At 33.4% G+C, this 21055-nt stretch carries 16 protein-coding genes; 14 read left to right on the top strand and 2 right to left on the bottom strand.

Annotated elements, in window-relative coordinates; genetic code table 11:
• Positions 1–48: 48 nt before the first annotated feature.
• The 4 genes from BSF41_RS00860 to BSF41_RS00845 all read left to right on the top strand — a co-directional run bounded on the left by BSF41_RS00860 (position 49) and on the right by BSF41_RS00845 (position 3709).
• Entirely contained in the window at positions 49–1089 is a 1041-nt protein-coding gene (locus BSF41_RS00860) for a GMP reductase (protein WP_095927641.1), read from the top strand.
• 2 nt (positions 1090–1091) lie between these two features.
• Complete coding sequence (locus BSF41_RS00855; protein ID WP_095927640.1) at positions 1092–1589, top strand: GNAT family N-acetyltransferase; 498 nt, start codon at positions 1092–1094, stop codon at positions 1587–1589.
• A gap of 106 nt (positions 1590–1695) precedes the next feature.
• Positions 1696–2262 carry a TetR/AcrR family transcriptional regulator gene (locus BSF41_RS00850; RefSeq protein WP_095927639.1) on the top strand — a complete coding sequence of 189 codons (567 nt, stop codon included), beginning with the start codon at positions 1696–1698 and terminating at the stop codon, positions 2260–2262.
• A 40-nt stretch (positions 2263–2302) separates the two neighbouring features.
• On the top strand, positions 2303–3709 hold the full coding sequence (locus BSF41_RS00845) for an MFS transporter (protein ID WP_095927638.1): 1407 nt from the start codon (positions 2303–2305) through the stop codon (positions 3707–3709).
• Positions 3710–3731: 22 nt separating this feature from the next.
• On the opposite strand, the gene BSF41_RS00840 is transcribed toward BSF41_RS00845, so the two are convergent.
• The gene (locus tag BSF41_RS00840; protein ID WP_095927637.1) at positions 3732–4310 is read right to left on the bottom strand and encodes a pentapeptide repeat-containing protein; all 579 of its coding nucleotides are present in this window, start codon (positions 4308–4310) and stop codon (positions 3732–3734) included.
• A gap of 158 nt (positions 4311–4468) precedes the next feature.
• On the opposite strand from BSF41_RS00840, the gene aspA reads away from it, so the two are divergent.
• The 6 genes from aspA (at position 4469) to BSF41_RS00810 (ending at position 11435) form a co-directional block, all read left to right on the top strand.
• The gene (gene aspA / locus BSF41_RS00835; RefSeq protein WP_095927636.1) at positions 4469–5878 is read left to right on the top strand and encodes an aspartate ammonia-lyase; all 1410 of its coding nucleotides are present in this window, start codon (positions 4469–4471) and stop codon (positions 5876–5878) included.
• 156 nt (positions 5879–6034) lie between these two features.
• Positions 6035–7321, top strand: coding sequence for a BamA/TamA family outer membrane protein (locus BSF41_RS00830; protein ID WP_095927635.1), 1287 nt, complete (start codon positions 6035–6037; stop codon positions 7319–7321).
• A 164-nt stretch (positions 7322–7485) separates the two neighbouring features.
• Positions 7486–8160: a response regulator transcription factor gene (locus BSF41_RS00825; RefSeq protein WP_095927634.1), complete on the top strand. Its 675-nt coding sequence runs from the start codon at positions 7486–7488 to the stop codon at positions 8158–8160.
• Position 8161: 1 nt separating this feature from the next.
• The gene (locus BSF41_RS00820; protein WP_095927633.1) at positions 8162–9544 is read left to right on the top strand and encodes a HAMP domain-containing sensor histidine kinase; all 1383 of its coding nucleotides are present in this window, start codon (positions 8162–8164) and stop codon (positions 9542–9544) included.
• Between the two features lie 82 nt (positions 9545–9626).
• Complete coding sequence (locus tag BSF41_RS00815; protein WP_095927632.1) at positions 9627–10349, top strand: hypothetical protein; 723 nt, start codon at positions 9627–9629, stop codon at positions 10347–10349.
• A gap of 138 nt (positions 10350–10487) precedes the next feature.
• On the top strand, positions 10488–11435 hold the full coding sequence (locus BSF41_RS00810) for a bestrophin family protein (protein ID WP_095927631.1): 948 nt from the start codon (positions 10488–10490) through the stop codon (positions 11433–11435).
• 280 nt (positions 11436–11715) lie between these two features.
• On the opposite strand, the gene BSF41_RS00805 is transcribed toward BSF41_RS00810, so the two are convergent.
• Positions 11716–13137 carry a PLP-dependent aminotransferase family protein gene (locus BSF41_RS00805; protein WP_095927845.1) on the bottom strand — a complete coding sequence of 474 codons (1422 nt, stop codon included), beginning with the start codon at positions 13135–13137 and terminating at the stop codon, positions 11716–11718.
• Between the two features lie 107 nt (positions 13138–13244).
• On the opposite strand from BSF41_RS00805, the gene BSF41_RS00800 reads away from it, so the two are divergent.
• The 4 genes from BSF41_RS00800 (at position 13245) to BSF41_RS00785 (ending at position 21035) form a co-directional block, all read left to right on the top strand.
• Positions 13245–14159, top strand: a complete 915-nt coding sequence (locus BSF41_RS00800) for an EamA family transporter (protein WP_095927844.1) — start codon at positions 13245–13247, stop codon at positions 14157–14159.
• Positions 14160–14495: 336 nt separating this feature from the next.
• Positions 14496–16754 (top strand): acyl-CoA dehydrogenase, encoded by a 2259-nt coding sequence (locus BSF41_RS00795; RefSeq protein ID WP_095927843.1) that lies wholly within the window; start codon positions 14496–14498, stop codon positions 16752–16754.
• Between the two features lie 219 nt (positions 16755–16973).
• Complete coding sequence (locus BSF41_RS00790; protein WP_095927630.1) at positions 16974–18614, top strand: DUF6377 domain-containing protein; 1641 nt, start codon at positions 16974–16976, stop codon at positions 18612–18614.
• A 204-nt stretch (positions 18615–18818) separates the two neighbouring features.
• Positions 18819–21035: a glycoside hydrolase family 3 C-terminal domain-containing protein gene (locus tag BSF41_RS00785; protein ID WP_095927629.1), complete on the top strand. Its 2217-nt coding sequence runs from the start codon at positions 18819–18821 to the stop codon at positions 21033–21035.
• The last annotated feature ends 20 nt before the right edge of the window (positions 21036–21055 follow it).

Raw genomic sequence — 21055 nt, 5'->3', positions numbered from 1 at the left:
CTACAATATAAAATTCCTTACATTTGAGAGTAACCAAAATCTCGAACTATGAGAATAGAAATGGACCTGAAATTAGGATTCAAGGATGTAATGTTTAGACCTAAGAGATCAACGCTCAAAAGCAGATCTGAAGTTTCACTAGAACAAAATTTCAAATTTTTGCACAGTACAGCAAGCTGGACAGGAATTCCAATAATGGCTGCCAATATGGATACGGTTGGAACTTTTGAAATAGCGAAAGTTTTAGCAAAAGAAAAACTCTTTACAGCCATTCATAAACATTACACTTTAGAAGAATGGAATGCATTTCTAAAGAACGTAACTCTTGATTTTTACGATTATATTGCTGTAAGCACAGGAACAGGAAAAGAAGATTTTGATAAAATAGGTGCAATAATTTCTGCAAATCCGTTGCTGAAATTTATCTGCATTGATGTTGCCAACGGTTATTCGGAACATTTTGTTCAATTTTTAAAGAAAACTAGAAAACAATATCCAGACAAAATAATTATCGCTGGAAATGTAGTTACTGGCGAAATGACCGAAGAGCTTCTATTAGCTGGTGCTGATATCGTAAAAGTTGGAATTGGTCCTGGTTCTGTTTGTACAACTCGCGTTAAAACAGGCGTTGGTTATCCGCAATTATCTGCAATTATTGAATGTGCCGATGCAGCGCACGGTTTAGGTGGCCATATTATCAGCGATGGCGGCTGTTCAACTCCGGGTGATGTTGCCAAAGCTTTTGGTGCTGGAGCAGATTTTGTAATGTTGGGAGGAATGCTAGCAGGACACACAGAAAGCGGTGGTGAATTAATAGAATTAAAAGGAGAAAAATTCAAACAATTTTACGGAATGAGTTCTAAAACTGCCATGGATAAACATTCTGGAGGCGTTGCAGAATACAGAGCAAGCGAAGGAAAAACAGTTCAGGTGCCGTTTAAAGGAGATGTGATTCACACTGTTTTAGATATATTAGGCGGAATAAGAAGTACTTGCACTTATGTAGGAGCTTCAAGATTAAAAGAATTGACTAAACGAACGACTTTCATCCGCGTAAGCGAGCAAGAAAATCAAGTTTTTACAAAATAAATATGATTAAAATTACCGAAGCATTTGTTGAAGATATTGCTAAAATTCAAGAAATAGCGCACATAACTTGGCCGATTACGTATGGCGAAATTTTAACAGAAGAGCAATTGGATTATATGTTGGATTTGATTTATTCTGATGAAGCATTATCAAAACAAATCCAGAATAAAGAACAGCTTTTTTATTTGATTTCAGATTCTAATGCTGTAATCGGATTTATTGGAATTGAGCATAATTATAAAAGCGAAGCGATTACCAAAATTCATAAAATTTACCTTTTACCAGAAACGCAAGGAAAAGGTTATGGTAAAATTGTTTTTGAAGAAATTGCAAAAATGGCTTTAGAGAATAATTCAAAAGAGCTTTTATTAAACGTAAATCGCTTTAATGCGGCATTAAATTTCTATAAAAAGTTAGGTTTTGATATCAAAGAAACGGTTGATATAGAAATTGGGAATGGATATTTAATGGAAGATTATGTGATGGGGAAAGCTCTGTAAATAATTCATAATCAATGAAATTTAAAATCACAACTTTTGTGATTTTTTTTATTTTGAAATAAAATAGATAACTCTATCTATTTTTATTTTATCTTTGATAAAAAAAATGAAACAGAAAAGCAGTGTAAAAGAACGAATACTTGATACAGCGTCTCGTCTGTTTTATCATCAGGGATTTAATAGTACAGGAATTAACCAGATTATTGCTGAGGCAGATATTGCTATTGGTTCGCTCTATAAGCATTATCAATCTAAAAGTGATTTATTATACCATTATTTGGAGCAGCAGGAAACACAATATTTTGCCAATCTAGATGACTATTTGAAAGATGAGAAACAGCCGTTAAAAAAGCTTTTAAAATTGATAGATTACCGTATTAAACTTCAGGAAGAATCAAATTTTTCCGGATGCCATTTCATAAAAATAAATGCTGAAATAGGTAGAGAAGATAAAAAAATAGAACAGTTTGTTCTGGCACATAAAGAGCGCCAGCGTGAGTATATTAATGGATTAGTTGACGAAATTAGTACAGTAAAAACGCTTTTAATAGAAAAAAATGCACTGCAAAACAGTATTTTTTTAATGATAGAAGGAGCTGTAGTTTCGGCAAGTATAAACGGTAATACTAATGATCTAAAAGAAGTAAAAAAAGCCATAAATCAGTTTTTCTGATTTTTTTTTAACTAAAAATAGATAGACTATTCTATATATTATGAAAAATAGAAAATACATTTCGCTCCTTATATTGCTACTTGCACATTTGCTTACCATTTTAGATATATTTATTGTAAACGTTGCTATTCCGTCAATACAACGTGGGCTTGGTTCAAGTAATGGAAAAATTCAGTTAGTTGTAGCCATGTATATGGTTGGATTTGCTTCTTTCCTTATAATTGGTGGTAAGACTGGAGATTATTTCGGCAGAAAGAAAATTTTTGTTTTAGGAATGCTCTTATTTATGATTAGCTCTGCAGGCTGTGGTTTTGCATATTCAACTGACCAGCTTATTATTTTGAGGTTTTTTCAGGGAATAAGCGCAGGATTGATGTCTCCTCAGGTTTTGTCTTATATACAAGTTCTTTTTAAAGATCATAAAGAGCGCACTTATGCGATGGGCTGGTATGGAATTGCGATTGGAATTGGCACTATGCTGGGGCAGTTTCTGGGTGGTTTTCTGGTAGAACTCAAACCGTTTTTAATTGATCAATCCTGGAGGTATATATTTCTTATTAATATTCCTATTTGTGCTTCAGGGATTTTGCTGGCCATTCGTTATCTTAATCCGTCCCGAGATTATTCTTCTTTACAAATGGATTATTTGAGTGCTTTTATATTATGTATTGGACTCGCATTATTGGTTTTTTCCATGGCTGTTGGTTTAGAACAAAACGGTCTCGTTAAAATTACGTTGCCAGTATCAATCGTATTTATTTGTGTTTTTATATTCAGGCAGATAAAAAGGAAATCAAGTAAAAGAGAACCTTTATTAAACCTTGAGCTGTTTAAGAACCGGAATTTCAATATGGCGGTTTCAGCGTCTGCTCTTTTTATGTTAATGCTTGATGCCTACTTTTTTGTACTTGCTGTTTTTTTACAAGAAGGGATTCAGCTTTCTCCCATGCAGGCAGGATATTTTATTGTATTTCAGGGAAGCGGATTTATTATGGCGTCATTTTTATCAGCTAGACTAGTACTGCGTTTTGGTAAATCGGTATTGATTTTTGGTGTGTTGCTTCTCATTTCAACAATCATTTTGCAGCTTTTTCTTTTTTATTATCCAATAGTTGATTTTAGAGGATATTTAATAATGTTTCTACATGGTATTGGCGTATCGCTGGTTTTACCCTCATTCGCTAATATTGCCTTGAAAAATCTGCCTCAGAATATGATTGGAAATGCATCAGGTGTTTATTCTACGGTACAACAATTGTTTGGTGCATTGGGAATTACATTGACAGGAAGTGTATTCTACTATTTAGTAAAAGGAAATACAGATTTCAAGCATTTTTATAACGCTTTTTTCTATGGCGCATTTATTCATTTGTTTTGTTTAATAAGTGTACTTCTGATTTTATTTTTGCTGCCAAAATCGGCTCTTCCAAAAAAAAGAAAAGAATAGTGAAAAATAAATAGGGTTATGATTAACTCACAATCACATCATGCTTAAATAATAATCCTTTCACTTCATTCAAAGAAAAAACAGCTTTTTTCAATTTCGTTTTAGAAGGATCGATAGTATAATTATAACTTGTTTTAAAATCGGCTTTGTTGGCAATGGCTTTGTTGAATTCGGAACGGTATAAATCGCAATTATCGAAAATTACGCTGGTTAAATCTGCGGCCATAAAATCTACCGCTATTAAACTGCAATTGGAAAACGGAGTTCCTTTTAATTTTAAAGTATAAAACTTAGAAAAGTCAAGGATGCAATCATTAAAGCGAACTTCAAAAATGAGTTTGTCACACATGGCAAAATTCACTTCTTTAATTTCGCAACGATTAAAAGTTACGGTTCTAAAAGCGACATAATTAATTTTTGCTTCACTAAAAATACAGTCATTAAAAACACAATCGATAAAAGTAACAGCCAAAAAAGTGCAAGCAGAGAAGTTACAATTGTTAAAAACACAGCATTCGAAGTCTTTAAAATTAAGATCATCTTTGGCGTAAACAATCGTATTGTATTCTTTATCAAGAAAATATTCGCTTTCTTTTTTCAACCTTTTTCGATAATTATTTGAAGGTGAAAAGGTAATAATTTACCATAGAAAAATGCGAACAAATTATAAATGATTTTGATTCTATTCCCATTTTTAATCCATAAAATGCTGTAGCTTTACACTTATTTTTTAAGTTAAAACATATCAATTTTTATTATATGGAACCAACAAGAAAGGAACATGATTTTTTAGGGGAATTAGAAATTCCGAATCATTTATACTACGGAATCCAGACTTTTAGAGCTGTAGAGAATTTTAATATTACAGGCATTCCAATTTCAAAAGAACCTTTATTTATCAAAGCTTTAGGTTATGTAAAAAAAGCGGCAGCTTTAGCCAACAAAGATTGTGGGGCTATTGATGCAAAAATAGCAGAAGCAATTTGTTACGGAAGCGATCAGGTTATTGCTGGTAAATTTGATCAGGAATTTGTGAGTGATTTAATTCAGGGTGGCGCGGGAACTTCTGTAAACATGAATGCAAACGAAGTTATTGCCAATATCGGACTAGAATATTTAGGTCATAAAAAAGGAGAATACAATTTCCTTCATCCCAATAATCATGTAAATTGTTCTCAGTCTACTAACGACGCATATCCATCGGCATTTAGAATTGCATTGTATTTAAAAATGGAAAACTTTATTAAAACTTTAGCTGGTCTAGAAGTTGCTTTCGCTAAAAAAGGCGTGGAGTTTAAAGAAGTTTTAAAAATGGGAAGAACGCAATTGCAAGATGCTGTTCCGATGACTTTAGGACAAGAGTTTAAAGCTTACGCGACAACAATTGGCGAAGATATTCAGCGTTTGAAAAATGCTCAGGAATTATTGTTGGAAATTAATATGGGCGCAACGGCGATTGGAACAAAAGTAAATGCTCCAGAAGGTTATCCAGAAATCTGTGTAAAATATTTGGCAGATGAGGTTGGAATTCCTTTAACACTTTCGCCAGATTTGATTGAAGCAACGGTAGACACAGGAGCTTACGTTCAGATTATGGGAACATTAAAACGTTCTGCGGTTAAGATTTCTAAAATCTGTAATGATTTACGTTTATTAAGTTCAGGTCCAAGAACGGGTTTAAACGAGATTAATCTTCCTGCCCGTCAGCCTGGTTCATCTATTATGCCAGGAAAAGTAAATCCGGTAATTCCAGAAGTGGTAAATCAGACTTGTTTTTATGTGATTGGGCAAGATTTAACGGTTACAATGGCAGCAGAAGCAGGACAATTGCAATTGAATGTAATGGAGCCTGTTATTGCTTTTGCGATGTTTACTTCGTTAGATTATCTTTCAAATGCGATTCAGACTTTAATTGATAAATGTATCAACGGAATCACTGCAAATGTGGATCATTGCTATAATATGGTTATGAATAGTATCGGAATTGTAACCCAATTGAATCCGATTATTGGTTACGAAGAAAGTGCAAGTATTGCTGGAGAAGCTTTAAAAACGGGTAAAAGCGTGCATCAAATTGCTGTTTTAGAACGAAAACTAATTACACAGGAAAAATGGGATGAGATTTATTCTTTAGAAAATCTAATTCATCCAAAATTTATCACTAAATAAAAATAACAATAGTATAAATTAAAGCCGTCAATTTTTTTTGACGGCTTTTTTTGTTAAAATATTTTTTAAATTATTTTGTTTCATTGCTTAAGATGTTGGAAATAAGACTTATATTTACAATGAGCTTGATTTTATTTCTAAAACAAAACTTTGTAAATGGTACTTTTTTTTCAAAATAATGCCGTTAAGTACAAGTCTAAAATCTTAGGATTATTACTTCTTATTTCTTTTAATTTATCTGCTCAAGAGGAAATTAAAAATTCTGAAATTGAAACTCCAACAATCTGTCCTCCTAAAACATTATTTGATCTTTTTAAGAAAAAAGACGATGCTTTGGTTGTTAAACCCACAAAGAACAATTTCTTTTTATTAATTCCCGCAATTGGTTCACAGCCTGCAACGGGTTTCTTTTTTGGTGCTGTGGCTCAGTATACCTTTAAAGGAAAAGAAGAAAAAGATAAATACTCAATTGCCAACATAGGGATTACTTATACGGTAAAAAATCAGTGGCTGGTTAACATTAAAAACAATATTCTGCTGAAAAATAATAAAATCTTTTTGAGTGGAGATTATCGATTATATTTGTTTTCGCAACCTAATTATGGTTTAGGAACCGATATTATTCCGCCCAGACGTGACCGTCCACCAGGGTTTAGTGTAGATTCTCTTGCTCAGGCAATGGATTATAATTATTTGAAGTTCCATCAAACGGTTTCTTTTGAGGTTAAAGAGAACTACTATGTCGGAGGGGGTATTAATATTGACTGGTACTCAAGGATACAAGATGAGGAATTGGATGTTGCAAACGGAAAATATACCTATCATTACAATTACAGCCAAAAATACGGATTTGATAATTCTGAATATTTTTTAAATGGAGTTAGCCTGAATCTGGTTCATGATTCTCGTGATAATCAAGTAAATGCGTCAAAAGGTTGGTTTGCCAATATAAATTATAGATTTAATCCTGTTCTGTTTAATAATCAGGATTATAGCAATGTTCTATTTGCAGAATACCGCCATTTTATTCCTGTTTCTCATAAAAATCCGCATTATATTTTAGCTATTTGGACCTACGGGCAATTTGTGACTAGAGGAAAAGTTCCGTATTTAAATCTTCCTGCAATTGGCTGGGATCAGCGCAGCAGGAGCGGAGAAGGGTATACACAGGGATTATTTAGAGGAAATGGGTTGGTTTATTTGTCTACAGAATTTAGGTTTCCCATTACATGCAATCAATTGTTAAGCGGTACGGTTTTTACCAATTTTGTAACCGCCAGTAATTCTGATAATGATTTAAAATTATTTAAATCAATACAACCAGCGGCTGGTGTTGGTTTGAGAATCTTAATTGATAAAGCTTCCAAAACAAATTTGATTTTGGATTATGCGTGGGGGAACAATTCTAAAGGATTCTATTTGAATGCTGGAGAGACTTTTTAATCTCAAAAATTAGGAATCAGAAACTTTACGTGCAAAATAATATCAAAAAGCAGGCTATCGTGTCTGCTTTTTTGATTCTTCATAATTAAATCATAATTTGTATTGATGTGCCAAATTATGTTAAATTGTATTCTTATTTTTGTTGTATATACAAACTTCTTAAGATGAAATTACTTATAGTTGAAGACGAACCAAATCTATTATCAATATTAAGAAAAGGATTTGCAGAAAATAATAATGAAGTAAGCGTTGCTATGGACGGTAAAACGGCTATGGAGATGATTCATAATTATACCTTCGATGTAGTGATTTTGGATGTTATGCTTCCAGATGTTAATGGAATTGAAATTTGCAGAAGACTTCGCGCTGCAAAAAACTTTGTGCCAATTTTACTTTTAACAGCTTTAGGAACTTCAGAAAACATTGTAACAGGATTAAATGCTGGTGCCGATGATTATTTGGTTAAGCCTTTTAAATTTGGCGAATTAGATGCCAGAATAAATGCGCTGTACAGAAGATCGCAACAGGAAACAGAAAAAATAGATACCATCACAATTGCTGATTTAGAAATAAACGGACGCGCCAAAACCGTTAAAAGAGATGGAGAAAACATTATTTTAACCGCCAAAGAATTCAAACTTTTATATTATTTGGCTAAAAATACAGGCAGAATCGTATCGCGCGATCAGATTTTGGATAATGTTTGGGATATTAATTTTGATATGAATACCAACGTTGTTGATGTCTATATTACATACTTAAGAAGAAAGATAGATAAGCCTTATTCGTCTAAACTTATTCATACTATGAAAGGTTTGGGGTATGTTATAAAACCATAATATGGATATTAGAAAAAAAATTACTTTTAATTACGTTGCCCTTTCTACCTTCAGTACTTCGCTATTGTGTATCATCGTGTTTTTCTTATTTAGAGAAAACAATCGATATCATTTTTTGAAGCGTCTGGATGATAGAGCAAAAATTGTTTCTTCTATTCATTTTCAAAAAGACCCAGAAAAGATCAAATATTACAAGAACCTTAAAAAGAATGGTCTTGAAGAATTGATCGAGGAAGAAGAATATGTATTGAAAATAAACAGCCACAATAGTTTTGATTACAATACCAATCTAAATCTTCCAAATTCTTTTTATACCAATATTTTAAGAACAGGAAAAGATTCTTTTGAAAGAGATAACAAATATTATTTGGGACAGATTTTTCAAGAAAACAATCAAAAATATATTGTAATTGTTGGCGCGAGAGATCGAAAGGGAAAAGATACGACTATTTACATTGTTAAAATTATGCTTTTTGGTGGAATCGGTTTTGTGATTCTGGCTTTTCTTTTAGGACGATTTTTAGCAAAACGCGTTGTCGATCCAGTGGCAAGAATTACAAAAGAAGTAAAAAGAATTAGTGCTTCTAATCTTCATAATCGTTTGCCAGAGGTTAAAAATTCTGATGAAATTTCAGATTTGACCAATACTTTTAATAATATGCTGGATCGTTTGGAAACTTCTTTCGAGATTCAAGCTAACTTTATTAATAATGCATCTCACGAATTAAAAACGCCAATTACAACTATTATTGCCGAAGCAGAAATTATGCTGCTGAAGGAAAGAGAGCAACAAGAATATATAGAATCGCTACAAAATATCTACAGTCAGGCTTCAAGATTAGGAAACTTAACAGAAAGCTTACTGAAATTGACTCAAACGGGTTATGACGGACAAAAACAAGTGTCTGATATTGCCCGAATGGACGAATTGTTATTGGATGTAAAATCAGATTTAGATAAAATTTATCCAGACAATCGCGTAAGCATTAGACTTAATTTTGCTCCAGAAGATTCTAATCTATTATTGCTGCCATGCAATAAACCGCTTTTAGAATTGGCAATCAATAATATTATTACCAACGGAGTAAAGTATTCTGATAACAATGAAGTGTTTGTGAGTCTTTCTGCCAATAAAGAAATGATTAAAATATCGATTAATGATATCGGAATCGGAATTCCGCCTGAGGATATTCCGCATTTGTACGAGCCTTTCTTTAGAGGTAAAATCGCTGCCAAGTATATAGGATATGGTTTGGGACTTCCATTAGCATCTAAAATCATTAGAATGCATGATGGCGAACTTCAAGTGCAATCGGAGCAAAATAAAGGAACAATCGTTACCATTATCTTTAAAAAAAGCAACATTAAAAAATCTAATGTTTAATTTTAGAAAATTCTAATTTTAGATTAATTAAGGTCTAATTTGCGGACAGTTATTTTGTAAGTATAAACTAAAAGATGTACTTATGAAAAACTTTCTTATACCTACGACATTAAAAGATGATACAATCTCTGCTGTTAAATCTGCGGTGAATCAGTCCAAAAATACGGAATCAGAAATTATTTTAGTATTAGTTTCAGAAGCGCCCGATACGTTTTCTTCTTCTGGTTTTTTGAGAGAAATGAAATCTGGACTTACCAGAAGTCAGGAAGAAGTTCTAGAAACCTGCCGATATATTGTTGAACACACTTCAAACATAAAATTAAAAGTTCACAACCAATACGGACTTTCAGCACCGATTTTTAAAAGGCTAATTGAAGCTTTTTCAGTCAAATTGGTCATTCTTACCCATTCTTATAAACAAGAAACCAAAAGAATCCATCAGTATTTGGTGCAATTGGCAGGAAATCAAAAATGCCCAATTCTACATTTAAGCACAGAGATTAATAAAGAAGTTTTCCATAAAGCACTTTACGTAGAAAATTCTAGTATGAACATTCATGTAAAAGATGTTCAAGATTTCTTAAGCGCCAATTTCTCTTTTGAGATTGTGAGTCAAACTGCCAGTTTTGAAGACGACTATGAAAAAGTTGCTCCATTCTTATCTGAAGCCATTTCAAAACATAATATTGATATGTTGGTAGAAACCAGAAAAGGCGAAAAAATCAAATTTAAAAAATCGAAAAAAGAAAATGTCAATGAAAAACTAGGGCTTCCTGTTCTTTCATTGTACGAAGAGATGGTTTGAGAATCTTAGGTTCTAAGATTCTAAGATTCTAAGATTCTAAGGTACTAAGTCTCTAAGTTTTTTTAATTTTTCAGCCCTTAGAACCTTAGAACCTCAGTCCCTTAGCCTCTTAAAAAATATTAATTTAAAACCGAAAATATGTTATTAAAGAAAAGAATACCAATGAAGTACGTTCTCGGGAAAATTAAAGTAGAAATTGTATTGGTATTAGCATATACCATACTATTTGAGATTTTTCATCATTATTTCATCAATCTTCCTGTAGATATCCCGATTGCCATTCCGACCATGATCGGAACCATAATTTCCTTACTGTTAGCTTTTAAATCAAATCAGGCTTATGACAGATGGTGGGAAGCACGAATTGTTTGGGGAGCCGTTGTAAACGACTCCAGAACTTTGATTCGTCAGGTTTTAACGTTTTACGAAGATCCAGATTTCTCTGTTGAAGCAAGCGAATTCAAAGAAAATTTTGCTAAAAGACAAATTGCTTGGTGTTACAGTTTAGGTCAGTCGCTTAGAAATAGAGATGCAATAAAACCGATTGAAGGCTTAATTAGCGAAGAAGAAATCAGATATATCAAAAATCATCAAAACGTTCCAAATGCAATTTTGATGCTGCATGCAAGAGATTTACGAACTGCTAAAAACGAAAAGAAAATCAACATGTATCAGCAGGTTGAAATCGATAATACTCTGTCTAGATTATGTGATGAAATGGGGAAATGTGAGCGAATTAAAAATACAATTTTCCCAACAACATACAGTATGTACATTAGATTGACTTTGTGTTTGTTCATTTTCCTATTGCCTTTCGGATTAACGAGCGTTTTAAGCTGGTTTGCAATTCCGTTGATTACTGCTATTGGAGCTGCTTTCTTTTTGATCGAAAGAATGGCGATTCATTTGCAAGATCCGTTTGAAAACAGACCAACAGATACTCCAGTTACCGCAATTGCAAATACAATTGAAAAAAATATTAAACAAATGCTAAACGAATATCAAAGCGAATTTGATATCCTGAAAGAATTTGATTTAAAAGACGAGCCTAAGAAAGTCGAAAAAGACGCTTATTTTGTCTTATAACTAATTAATTTTGGTCTGCTTTTAATTGTTGGCTGGACAGTGTGTAGTTGCGCTGTCCAGTTTTTTTGTAAAAAAAATATTCTTACAGTCTTGTCATTTCGACGGAGGAGAAATCTTCGCAAGAAACTCCGCGAAGTAAATAGATACAGAAATAACCCAAAGTTTTGTCATTTCGACGTAAGGAGAAATCACACTAGAAATTCCATAAAGAAAATCACCAATCTTTGTAGAGCTTCTCGCGAAGATTTCTCCTTACGTCGAAATGACAAAAAATTGGCGATTACAACTGTTTCGCCAATCTCCCCAATGTCTGAATAGCAGTTCTCAACTCATTAGACCAAGGCAATCCAAAACTCAATCGCATGCAATTTGAAAATTGATTCTGAAAGGAAAAAATCCTCCCTGGCGCAATACTAATATTGTGTTTCAGAGCTAAATGATAAAAAGCCGCGGTATCGATTTTTTTATCCAATTCTACCCAAAGAAAGAAACCGCCTTGAGGCTGGCTCACTTTTGTTCCTGCTGGAAAAGATTCCAAAACGGTATTGATGTAATTGGTACAATTTCGATTTAAAATCTGTCGAATTTTTCTCAGATGATTCTCATAACGGCCATTTTTCAAGAAATCTCCAACCACTTCATGTGTAATAGTGGTGTTAGAAATAGTATGATATAATTTCGTTCTTAAAACTTCTTTTTTAAATTTTCCTGGCGAAACCCAACCCACTCGATAACCTGGCGCTAAAGTTTTAGAAACAGAACTGCAACACAAAACAATGCCGCTTTCATCATAAGTTTTGCAATTAGTTGGTCGACTTGTACCAAAATATAGATCGCCATGAATATCGTCTTCAATTAGCGGAACATTGTAGAAATCCATCAAACGAACAATTTCTTTTTTATGTTCATTTGGCAGCATGCTTCCCGACGGATTACTAAAATTACTCATCAAAACGCAAGCTTTTACCTTATTGGTAGAAAGTGTTTTTTTGACCGCTTCCAATTCGATTCCCGTAGTCATATTGGTAGGAAGTTCCATTACGTATAAGCCTAGAGATCGAGCCAATTGCAGGATTCCAAAATAAACTGGACTTTCTGTAATAATCGTATCTCCCGGTTTAGTCAGTGTTAATAAGCAATCTGAAATAGCAGAAATACATCCAGGAGTAGTTATAATATCTTCTTCAGTTAGAGAGCCGCCCCATGTAAACGACCATCGCGCAATTTCTTTTCTTAAATTGCTATTTCCTTGAATTTCCTCATAACTCGTTCCGCTGTTTGGTAATTGTCGCATTGCCTGCACCATTCCTTTATTCAGTTTAGCAATCGGAAGTAATTCATTCGACGGAAAACCAAGCGAAAGCATTGTAACATCTTTAGTTCGCATATCACCGTAAACCAAATCGATTAAATCTTCGCGTTCAATGTTTTCTAGGCTTAATTGCGGTTTGCTTGCCGAAGGTTCAGTAATTACTCGAGCAGAAATATTACTCACATAATAGCCAGATTGTGGCCGAGATTCGATAAGAGAACGGCTTTCAATTTCATAATAGGCTTTACTTACGGTACTCATGCTGTAACCCGTTTCGGCGCAGACTTCCCGTATAGAAGGCAGTTTATCACCAACGTTTAAAACGCCCGATTTAATCTGTTTCTCGATTCGGTCAGCAAATTGAAGATATAAGTAATTCGAATTTTTCATAAAATAAAAACTGTTATGCTGCAATTTACAAAAACTGTATCTGTATTGCTGTTTTATTTTTAAGAAATTTGCCAAATCAAAACAGAACAATTTCAAAAAGCAAGTTTGTGAAGACAACAAAATATTATATCGCGGCGATTTCAGCCTTTATTATATGGGGACTTTTTAGTTTGGTCTTAAAGCCAATACATGAATATCCGTCATTAGATATTTTGTTTTTTCGTGTTTTTAGTTGTGCTGGTTTAATGCTTTTAATTGCTTTTTTATTTAAAAGAAAACAAATAAGAGAAACCGTTGAGATTTTTAAAGCTTTACCAAAATCAGAAAAAAGAAAATCGATTCTTCTGAATATTGGCGGAAGCGCATTTTTAATGGCCAATTGGTTTACATTTATATATGTAGTAAATCATGTAAGCGTAAAAGCGGCTTCTCTAGCTTATTTGGTTTGTCCAATTTTAACGACTTTATTGGCTTATTTTATACTGAAAGAAAAACTCCTTAAAACACAATGGCTTTCTGTAGGATTAAGCATTTCAGGATGTATACTGCTTTCTTACAGCGATATAATGGATATGTTTTTTAGTATTATTATTGGCTTAACGTATGCTGCTTATTTAGTAAGTCAGCGTGCCAACAGAGGGTTTGATAAGTTTATTGTTTTAACTTTTCATATAACTTTATCAGTATTATGTTTATTGCCATTTTATCCGAGTTACGGAGGACCAGTTCCAACAGAGTTTAAATTCTATTTCTGTATCGAGACAATTGCAATTTTGTTTACAATTATTCCGCTTTTCCTGAATTTATATGCACTTTCTGGAATCAATTCTTCAACAGTTGGAATGTTATTAAACATCAATCCAATGATTGCATTTGGTTTGGCGGCCTTCTTTTTCAGAGAAAACATTACACCTTTACAAATTACAGCATATGGTATCATTTTTACCGCAGTGTTAGTTTTTAATTCACATCATATTTTTGCAATTAAGCAAAAAATGACCTCAATATCCAAAGGTTCATAAGGGTTAGTTTTCATATTTTTTATTGGTTTAAAATCGAAAATTATAAGAACCTTAACAGGATGTTTAAACAGGAATGAGTATTTTTCATTCCTGTTTTTTTTTATGCGATAAGCCGAAAAAAATATTTAGCCACAGATTTTACAAATTAAAAGGATTACAGTCTTTGTGCAAAAAATTGTTGCCACAAATTCCACAAATTTTCGCGAATTAAATTATTTTTAGAATAGAGAATAAAATTGGTGAAAATTAATGGAATTCGTGGCGAAGAAAGAATCATTTTAATCTGTAAAATCTGTGGCTAAAAAAAAAACTATTTCTAAACCGAATACTATTGATATGAAAAATACCAAACTTCAAGCCTTTACTCCGTTGTTTTATTTAGTGTGGTCAGATGATTTATTGACTCAGAAAGAATTTACAACTTTAAAAGAGTTTATAAATTCCTTAAATGTTTTATCTGAAGAAGAAAAAGAATATCTGCTTTCTAAACTAGATATTTCGAATCCGCCTTCGCGAAATGAACTCACACAATGGAAATTGGATATTGAAACAAGTATTCAGGACAAATCTTCGATCAAGTCGATTTTTGATATTGCAAAAGCGCTTTCAGGAAACGATTTGGATTTAACGCCAATCGAATCAGATTTCAAAAAACTAGAAAATGATTTAGGAATTTTAGGAGAAGAAGCACTTCAAAACTTCAAAACCAAAGCAGGTTCTTTTACTGCCAATTCTCATACCGACGCAAGTTTTGATATTCAGAAAATCACTCAAATTTTAGATGGAAAAGAAGCGGCTATAATCAAAAGAGTAAAATCGGTGATTTCTAGACCTGAATTTGCTTATGAAACTTCTACCGATATTAACGTTTTTAGACAAACGGTTTACAAATGGTGCAAAATTCTAGCCGATGAAAACCTTGGAAGTATGGCGTACCCAAAGGAATACGGAGGAGGAGGGAATGTAGAAGATTATTTTGCGATTATGGAAACGTTGAGTTATCATGATTTGAGCTTGGTAATTAAATTTGGTGTTCAGTTTGGACTTTGGGGAATGAGCGTCCAATCGTTAGGAACAGAAAAACATTATGCTAAATATTTAAAAGATATTGGTTCGCTGAAACTTCCAGGTTGTTTTGCCATGACCGAAACACATCACGGATCGAACGTAAAAGGTTTGGAAACTACAGCGACTTACAATCATAACGATCAGACTTTTACCATTCATACACCAAATAAAAACGCTCAAAAAGAATATATTGGAAACGCAGCTGTTCATGGGCAAATGGCAACTGTTTTTGCGAAATTAATTATTGACGATCATGATTATGGTGTAAATGCTTTTGTGGTGCCGTTGCGAGATCCAAACGGAAATGTGGTAAATGGAGTAACAATTGGCGATTGTGGTCATAAAATGGGATTAAACGGCGTTGATAACGGAACCATCAGTTTTGATAACGTTGTGATTCCGAAAGAAAATATGCTGGACCGTTTTGCTTCTGTAAATGATAAAGGAGAATTCGAAAGTCCGATTCCGAGTGATAACAGACGATTTTTTACCATGTTAGGAACTTTGGTTGGAGGAAGAATTGGGATTCCGCGGTCGGCTTTAGCAGCAGCAAAATCTGGATTAACAATTGCCATTCGCTACAGCGATCAAAGAAGACAATTTGGACCAGAAGGAGGTTCTGAGGTTCCAATTTTAAACTATAGAATGCACCAACGCAGGTTATTGCCACATTTGGCTAAAACATATGCCGTTCATTTTGCATTGCAATATTTAACCAACAGATTTTTAAACAGAACCGAAGCCGAAATGCAGGAAATTGAAGCTCTTGCAGCCGGAATGAAATCGTATTCTACTTGGAGTACGAGAGATATTCTGCAGGAATGCAGAGAAGCGTGCGGAGGAAAAGGTTATTTGTCTGAAAACAGAATTGACGCGCTTAAAAACGATACTGAAATTTACACGACTTTTGAAGGAGATAATACTGTTTTGATGCAATTAGTAGCTAAAAACCGTTTAGCCGAATTTAGAAAATCATTTGGAGAAATGGGGTCGTTAGGAATTATTAATTATGTGTATGAAAACGCAAAAACGGCTATTTCAGAGAAAAACCCAATAGCTACACGAAGAACAGACGAGGAGCATTTGTTAGATAGTGAATTTCATCTTCAGGCATTTGTTCACAGAGAGAAAACAATTTTGGCTTCTGCAGCGCGACGTATCAAGAAATTAATCGATGGCGGATTAGAACCTTACGATGCATTTAATGTCGTTCAGCACCAAATGATTGATGTAGCTGAAGCCTATTTAGAAAGAATAGTTTTAGAGCAGTTTCAACTTGCCATAAAAGCAGTTGAAGATGAATCGTCAAAAGCCATTTTGACGAAATTGAATCAATTGTATGCTCTTTCGCAAATCGAAAAAAATAAAGCTTGGTATCTGGAAGACGGTTATATGGAAGCAGTTAAAACCAAAGCAGTTCGTAAAATTGTAAATCAGCTTTGTTGGGATATTCGTCCCGATGCTGTGGCTCTTGTAAATGCTTTTGATATTCCAGAAAGCTGTTTAGCGGCGCCGATTGCGCTTTAGATTTTTATATAATTTTAGAGGAGCTTTGTCAAAGTTTTAAGCTTTGATAAAGCTCTTCTTTTATAAATTTATTTATAGGATTGATATTCTGTTTGCTGAATTATTTATAACATAAAAGGATATAATTCCATTTTTGGTTAATTATAACCACTACTAAAATAATTCATTTTTTATATTTTCGCTTTGCTATATTTGTAATTCCTTTATATTAAAATCGCTTTGAAAAAATATTACTTATTTCTATTTCTTATCCTAAACTTTCCTCTTTTTGCATCGGAAAGTACAGATATTATTTTAAAAGAATTAAACAAAGCGATTAAAAACAAACAGCATTACGTAAAGATTAAAGAAGAACGAATTGCGAACTTCAAGAAAATAAAATCTGATAATCTGACGAAAGAGCAGGAGTACAATTATAATAAAACATTGTATTTTGAGTATCAGAAATTAAATTCAGATTCGGCTATTCAATATGTAAAAAAGAACCTCAAGATTGCCGAAGAACTTCAGAATAAAGACCTTTTTAATTTAGCGCAATTGCAATTAGTAACGCTTTATTCTTCTTCTGGAAAATACCGTGAATCTGAAGCAATTTTAAAAAGTATCAACAAGAAGAATCTAGCGCCTTCTTTGATTCCAATTTATTATTTTTCCTATCGCGAGTTTTTCGAGCATTATGCCGCAAACAGTTATAGCCCGGAATACAGAAATCAGATTGGCAAATATCGAGATTCGTTAGTGGGTGTTTTAAATCCGAATACTTTAGAATATCAGATTAACAGAATCCAGCACGACATTTTCAATAAAAAATTTGATGAACCTAAAAAACAATTATTAGCTTTATTAGGAAAAACAAAAGAAGAAAGTCCGCAATATGCAATGATTACTTATTTATTAGGTAAAATTGCAGAAGCTACACATGATTTAGAATCGAGAAAAAAATATTACGCACTTTCTGCCACTTCAGACATTAAAAATGCCAATAAAGACAATGCTTCATTGCAAGAATTGGCATTAGTTTTTTACGAAATTGGCGATGTCGATATGGCTTATAAACTTACACAATCTGCCATTGAAGATGCATTGTACTGCAATGTACAGTTTAGAACTTTATTGATGTCAGAAGTGTATTCTATCATCAATACCGTTTATCAGGAGCGCGAAGCGCAGAGAAAAAGCGAATTGCAGATTTATTTACTCTGCATCAGTTTGCTTTCTCTGTTTTTGATCGTTGCGGTTATTTATGTGTATGTACAGATGAAAAAGGTTTCCAGAATTAAATCGGAACTTTTTGAAACCAGTCAGAAATTGGCAGAATTAAACAAAGATATTACCGAAACAAACAGTCAGCTTCAGGAAAGTAACCTGCAATTGTCTGAATCTAATTTGGTTAAAGAAGAATATATTGCGCATTTCTTCAATCTTTGTTCGACTTATATCAATAAGTTGGAGAATTATCGCATTATTTTAAACAAGAAGGCAACCGCAAAACAATTCGATGAAATTTATAAAATTCTAAAGTCAACTACTTTGGTTGATAATGAGTTAGAAGAATTATACAAGAATTTTGATATTATCTTTCTGAATTTATATCCAACATTCGTTAAAGATTTTAATGCTTTATTGATTCCAGAAGAACAGATTGTTTTAAAACAAAATGAATTGCTAAACACAGAACTTCGAATTTTTGCTTTAATCAGACTTGGAATTACCGACAGTGTTAAAATTGCAGCATTTTTACGTTATTCTTTAAGCACAATTTACAACTACCGCACACGAGCTCGAAATAAGGCTGCAGTTTCGCGAAATGATTTCGAAGAAATGGTCATGAAAATTGGTTCGATGGCTTTGAAAGCATAAATATTTATTTTAAAACCACTACTTTTTTTACTATAGTTTTTGTTTTAAATATTTGTAAATCAGTTTTTTAATTTTTTAAACCACTACTTTTTTCTATCTAAAAATGTAACTTGTACGATAACGTTTTAGTTTTACAATATGATAGAGAAAGTTTTTATAATAGACTTTATAATATTATCTAACTAATGCTTAATTATTACTGTTATGTTAAAAAACGTTAAAACAATTGTTGTTTTACTTTTACTAAGTTCTTTGGGAGCTAATGCCCAAAACAAAGTTCCAGTTTATCTAGACGATAAAAAACCGATTGAAGAGCGTGTAGAAGATGCGCTTAAACGAATGACAACCGATGAGAAAATTGCCATGATTCATGCGCAGTCTAAATTTAGTTCTCCTGGTGTAAAACGTCTTGGAATTCCAGAAAACTGGATGACCGATGGACCACACGGAATTCGTGCAGAGGTAAAATGGGACGAATGGGATCAGGCGGGATGGACAAACGACTCTTGTATTGCTTTTCCAGCGCTAACAGCACTTTCATCAACATGGAACAAAGAATTGGCTTCTTTATATGGTAAATCTATTGGAGAAGAAGCACGTTACCGTAACAAAAACGTATTATTAGGGCCAGGTGTAAACATTTACAGAAGTCCATTAAACGGACGTAACTTCGAGTACATGGGAGAAGATCCGTTTTTAGCTTCAAAAATGGTTGTTCCTTATATTAAGGGAGTTCAGTCCAATGGAGTTGCTGCCTGCGTGAAGCATTTCGCATTAAATAATCAAGAAACCAATCGTAACTCGGTTGACGTAATTGTGGACGATCGTGCATTGTACGAAATTTATCTTCCGGCTTTTAAAGCTGCAGTTCAAGAAGGTGATGTTTGGTCGATTATGGGCGCTTACAATAAATACAAAGGTCAGCAATGCTGCCATAACGAATATTTGTTAAACGATATTCTTCGCGGAGAATGGGGCTTCAAAGGTGTTGTAGTTTCAGACTGGGGTGGTGTTAACGATACTAAACAAGCTATTCACAATGGTTTGGATATGGAATTTGGTTCTTGGACAAATGGTTTGTCTTGGGGAACAAGTAATGCTTATGACAATTATTACTTAGCAAAACCATATTCTGAAATGATCAGGAAAGGAGAAATTGGAACAAAAGAATTAGACGAAAAAGTACGCCGTATTCTACGTTTGTCTTTCTTGACTACAATGGATAGAAATCGTCCTTTCGGATCTTTTGGAACAGAAGAACATGCTATTGCTGGACGCAAAATTGCAGAAGAGGGAATTGTTTTATTGCAAAACAACAATAACATTCTTCCAATCAATCTTTCTAAAACCAAAAAGATTGCTGTAATTGGAGAAAATGCTATCAAAATGATGACTGTAGGTGGAGGAAGTTCTTCGCTTAAAGCAAGATACGAAATCACTCCGCTAGAAGGTTTAAAGAAAAGAATCGGAAATCAAGCTGAAATTGTATATGCAAGAGGTTATGTTGGAGATCCTACAAGTAACTATAACGGAGTTGTTGCTAAAGTAAGTTTAGAAGACAAACGTTCTCCAGCAGAATTGACTGCAGAAGCTTTAAAAGTGGCTAAGGATGCAGATATTGTTCTTTTCATTGGTGGATTAAATAAAAGTCCAAATCAAGATGACGAAGGACATGATCGTAATGAATTGAATTTATCTTATGGTCAGGATAAATTAATTAGCGATTTAGCGAAAGTTAACAAGAATATTGTTTTCGTAAATATTTCTGGAAATGCAATTGCAATGCCTTGGATTAAAGAAGTTCCAGGAATTGTTCAGGGATGGTTTTTAGGAACTGAGGCAGGAAATGCTTTAGCAAATGTTTTGGTTGGAGATGTGAATCCGTCAGGAAAATTATCTTTTACTTTCCCAGTAAAATTAGCAGATAATGGAGCTCACGCTTTAGGCGAATTCCCAGGAGGCGATTCAGTAAAATACAATGAAGGAATTTTTGTAGGTTACCGTTGGGCAGATAAAAACAAAATCAAACCATTGTTCTCTTTTGGACACGGTTTAAGCTACACGACTTTTGCTTACGGAAAAGTAACAGCAGATAAAAAACAAATGAACGCTGGAGATAAAATTACATTCTCAGTTAATGTTAAAAACACAGGAAGCAGAGAAGGTTCTGAAGTAGTGCAATTGTACATCACAGATGTGAAATCTTCATTGCCACGTCCAGTAAAAGAATTAAAAGGTTTTGAGAAAGTAGCTCTTAAAGCTGGAGAAGAAAAAACAGTAACGTTTACAATTGATAAAACGGCTTTAAGTTTCTTTGACGATAAAAAACATGACTGGGTTGCAGAACCTGGTGATTTCGAAGCGATTATTGGCGCTTCATCTACAGATATAAAATCTAAAGTGAATTTCTCACTTAAATAAGTTTTTTTATTTCTAAAAAT

Source organism: Flavobacterium sp. ACN2 (assembly GCF_002303885.1).
GTDB lineage: Bacteria > Bacteroidota > Bacteroidia > Flavobacteriales > Flavobacteriaceae > Flavobacterium.
This window is presented reverse-complemented; position numbering and strand designations above follow the sequence as displayed.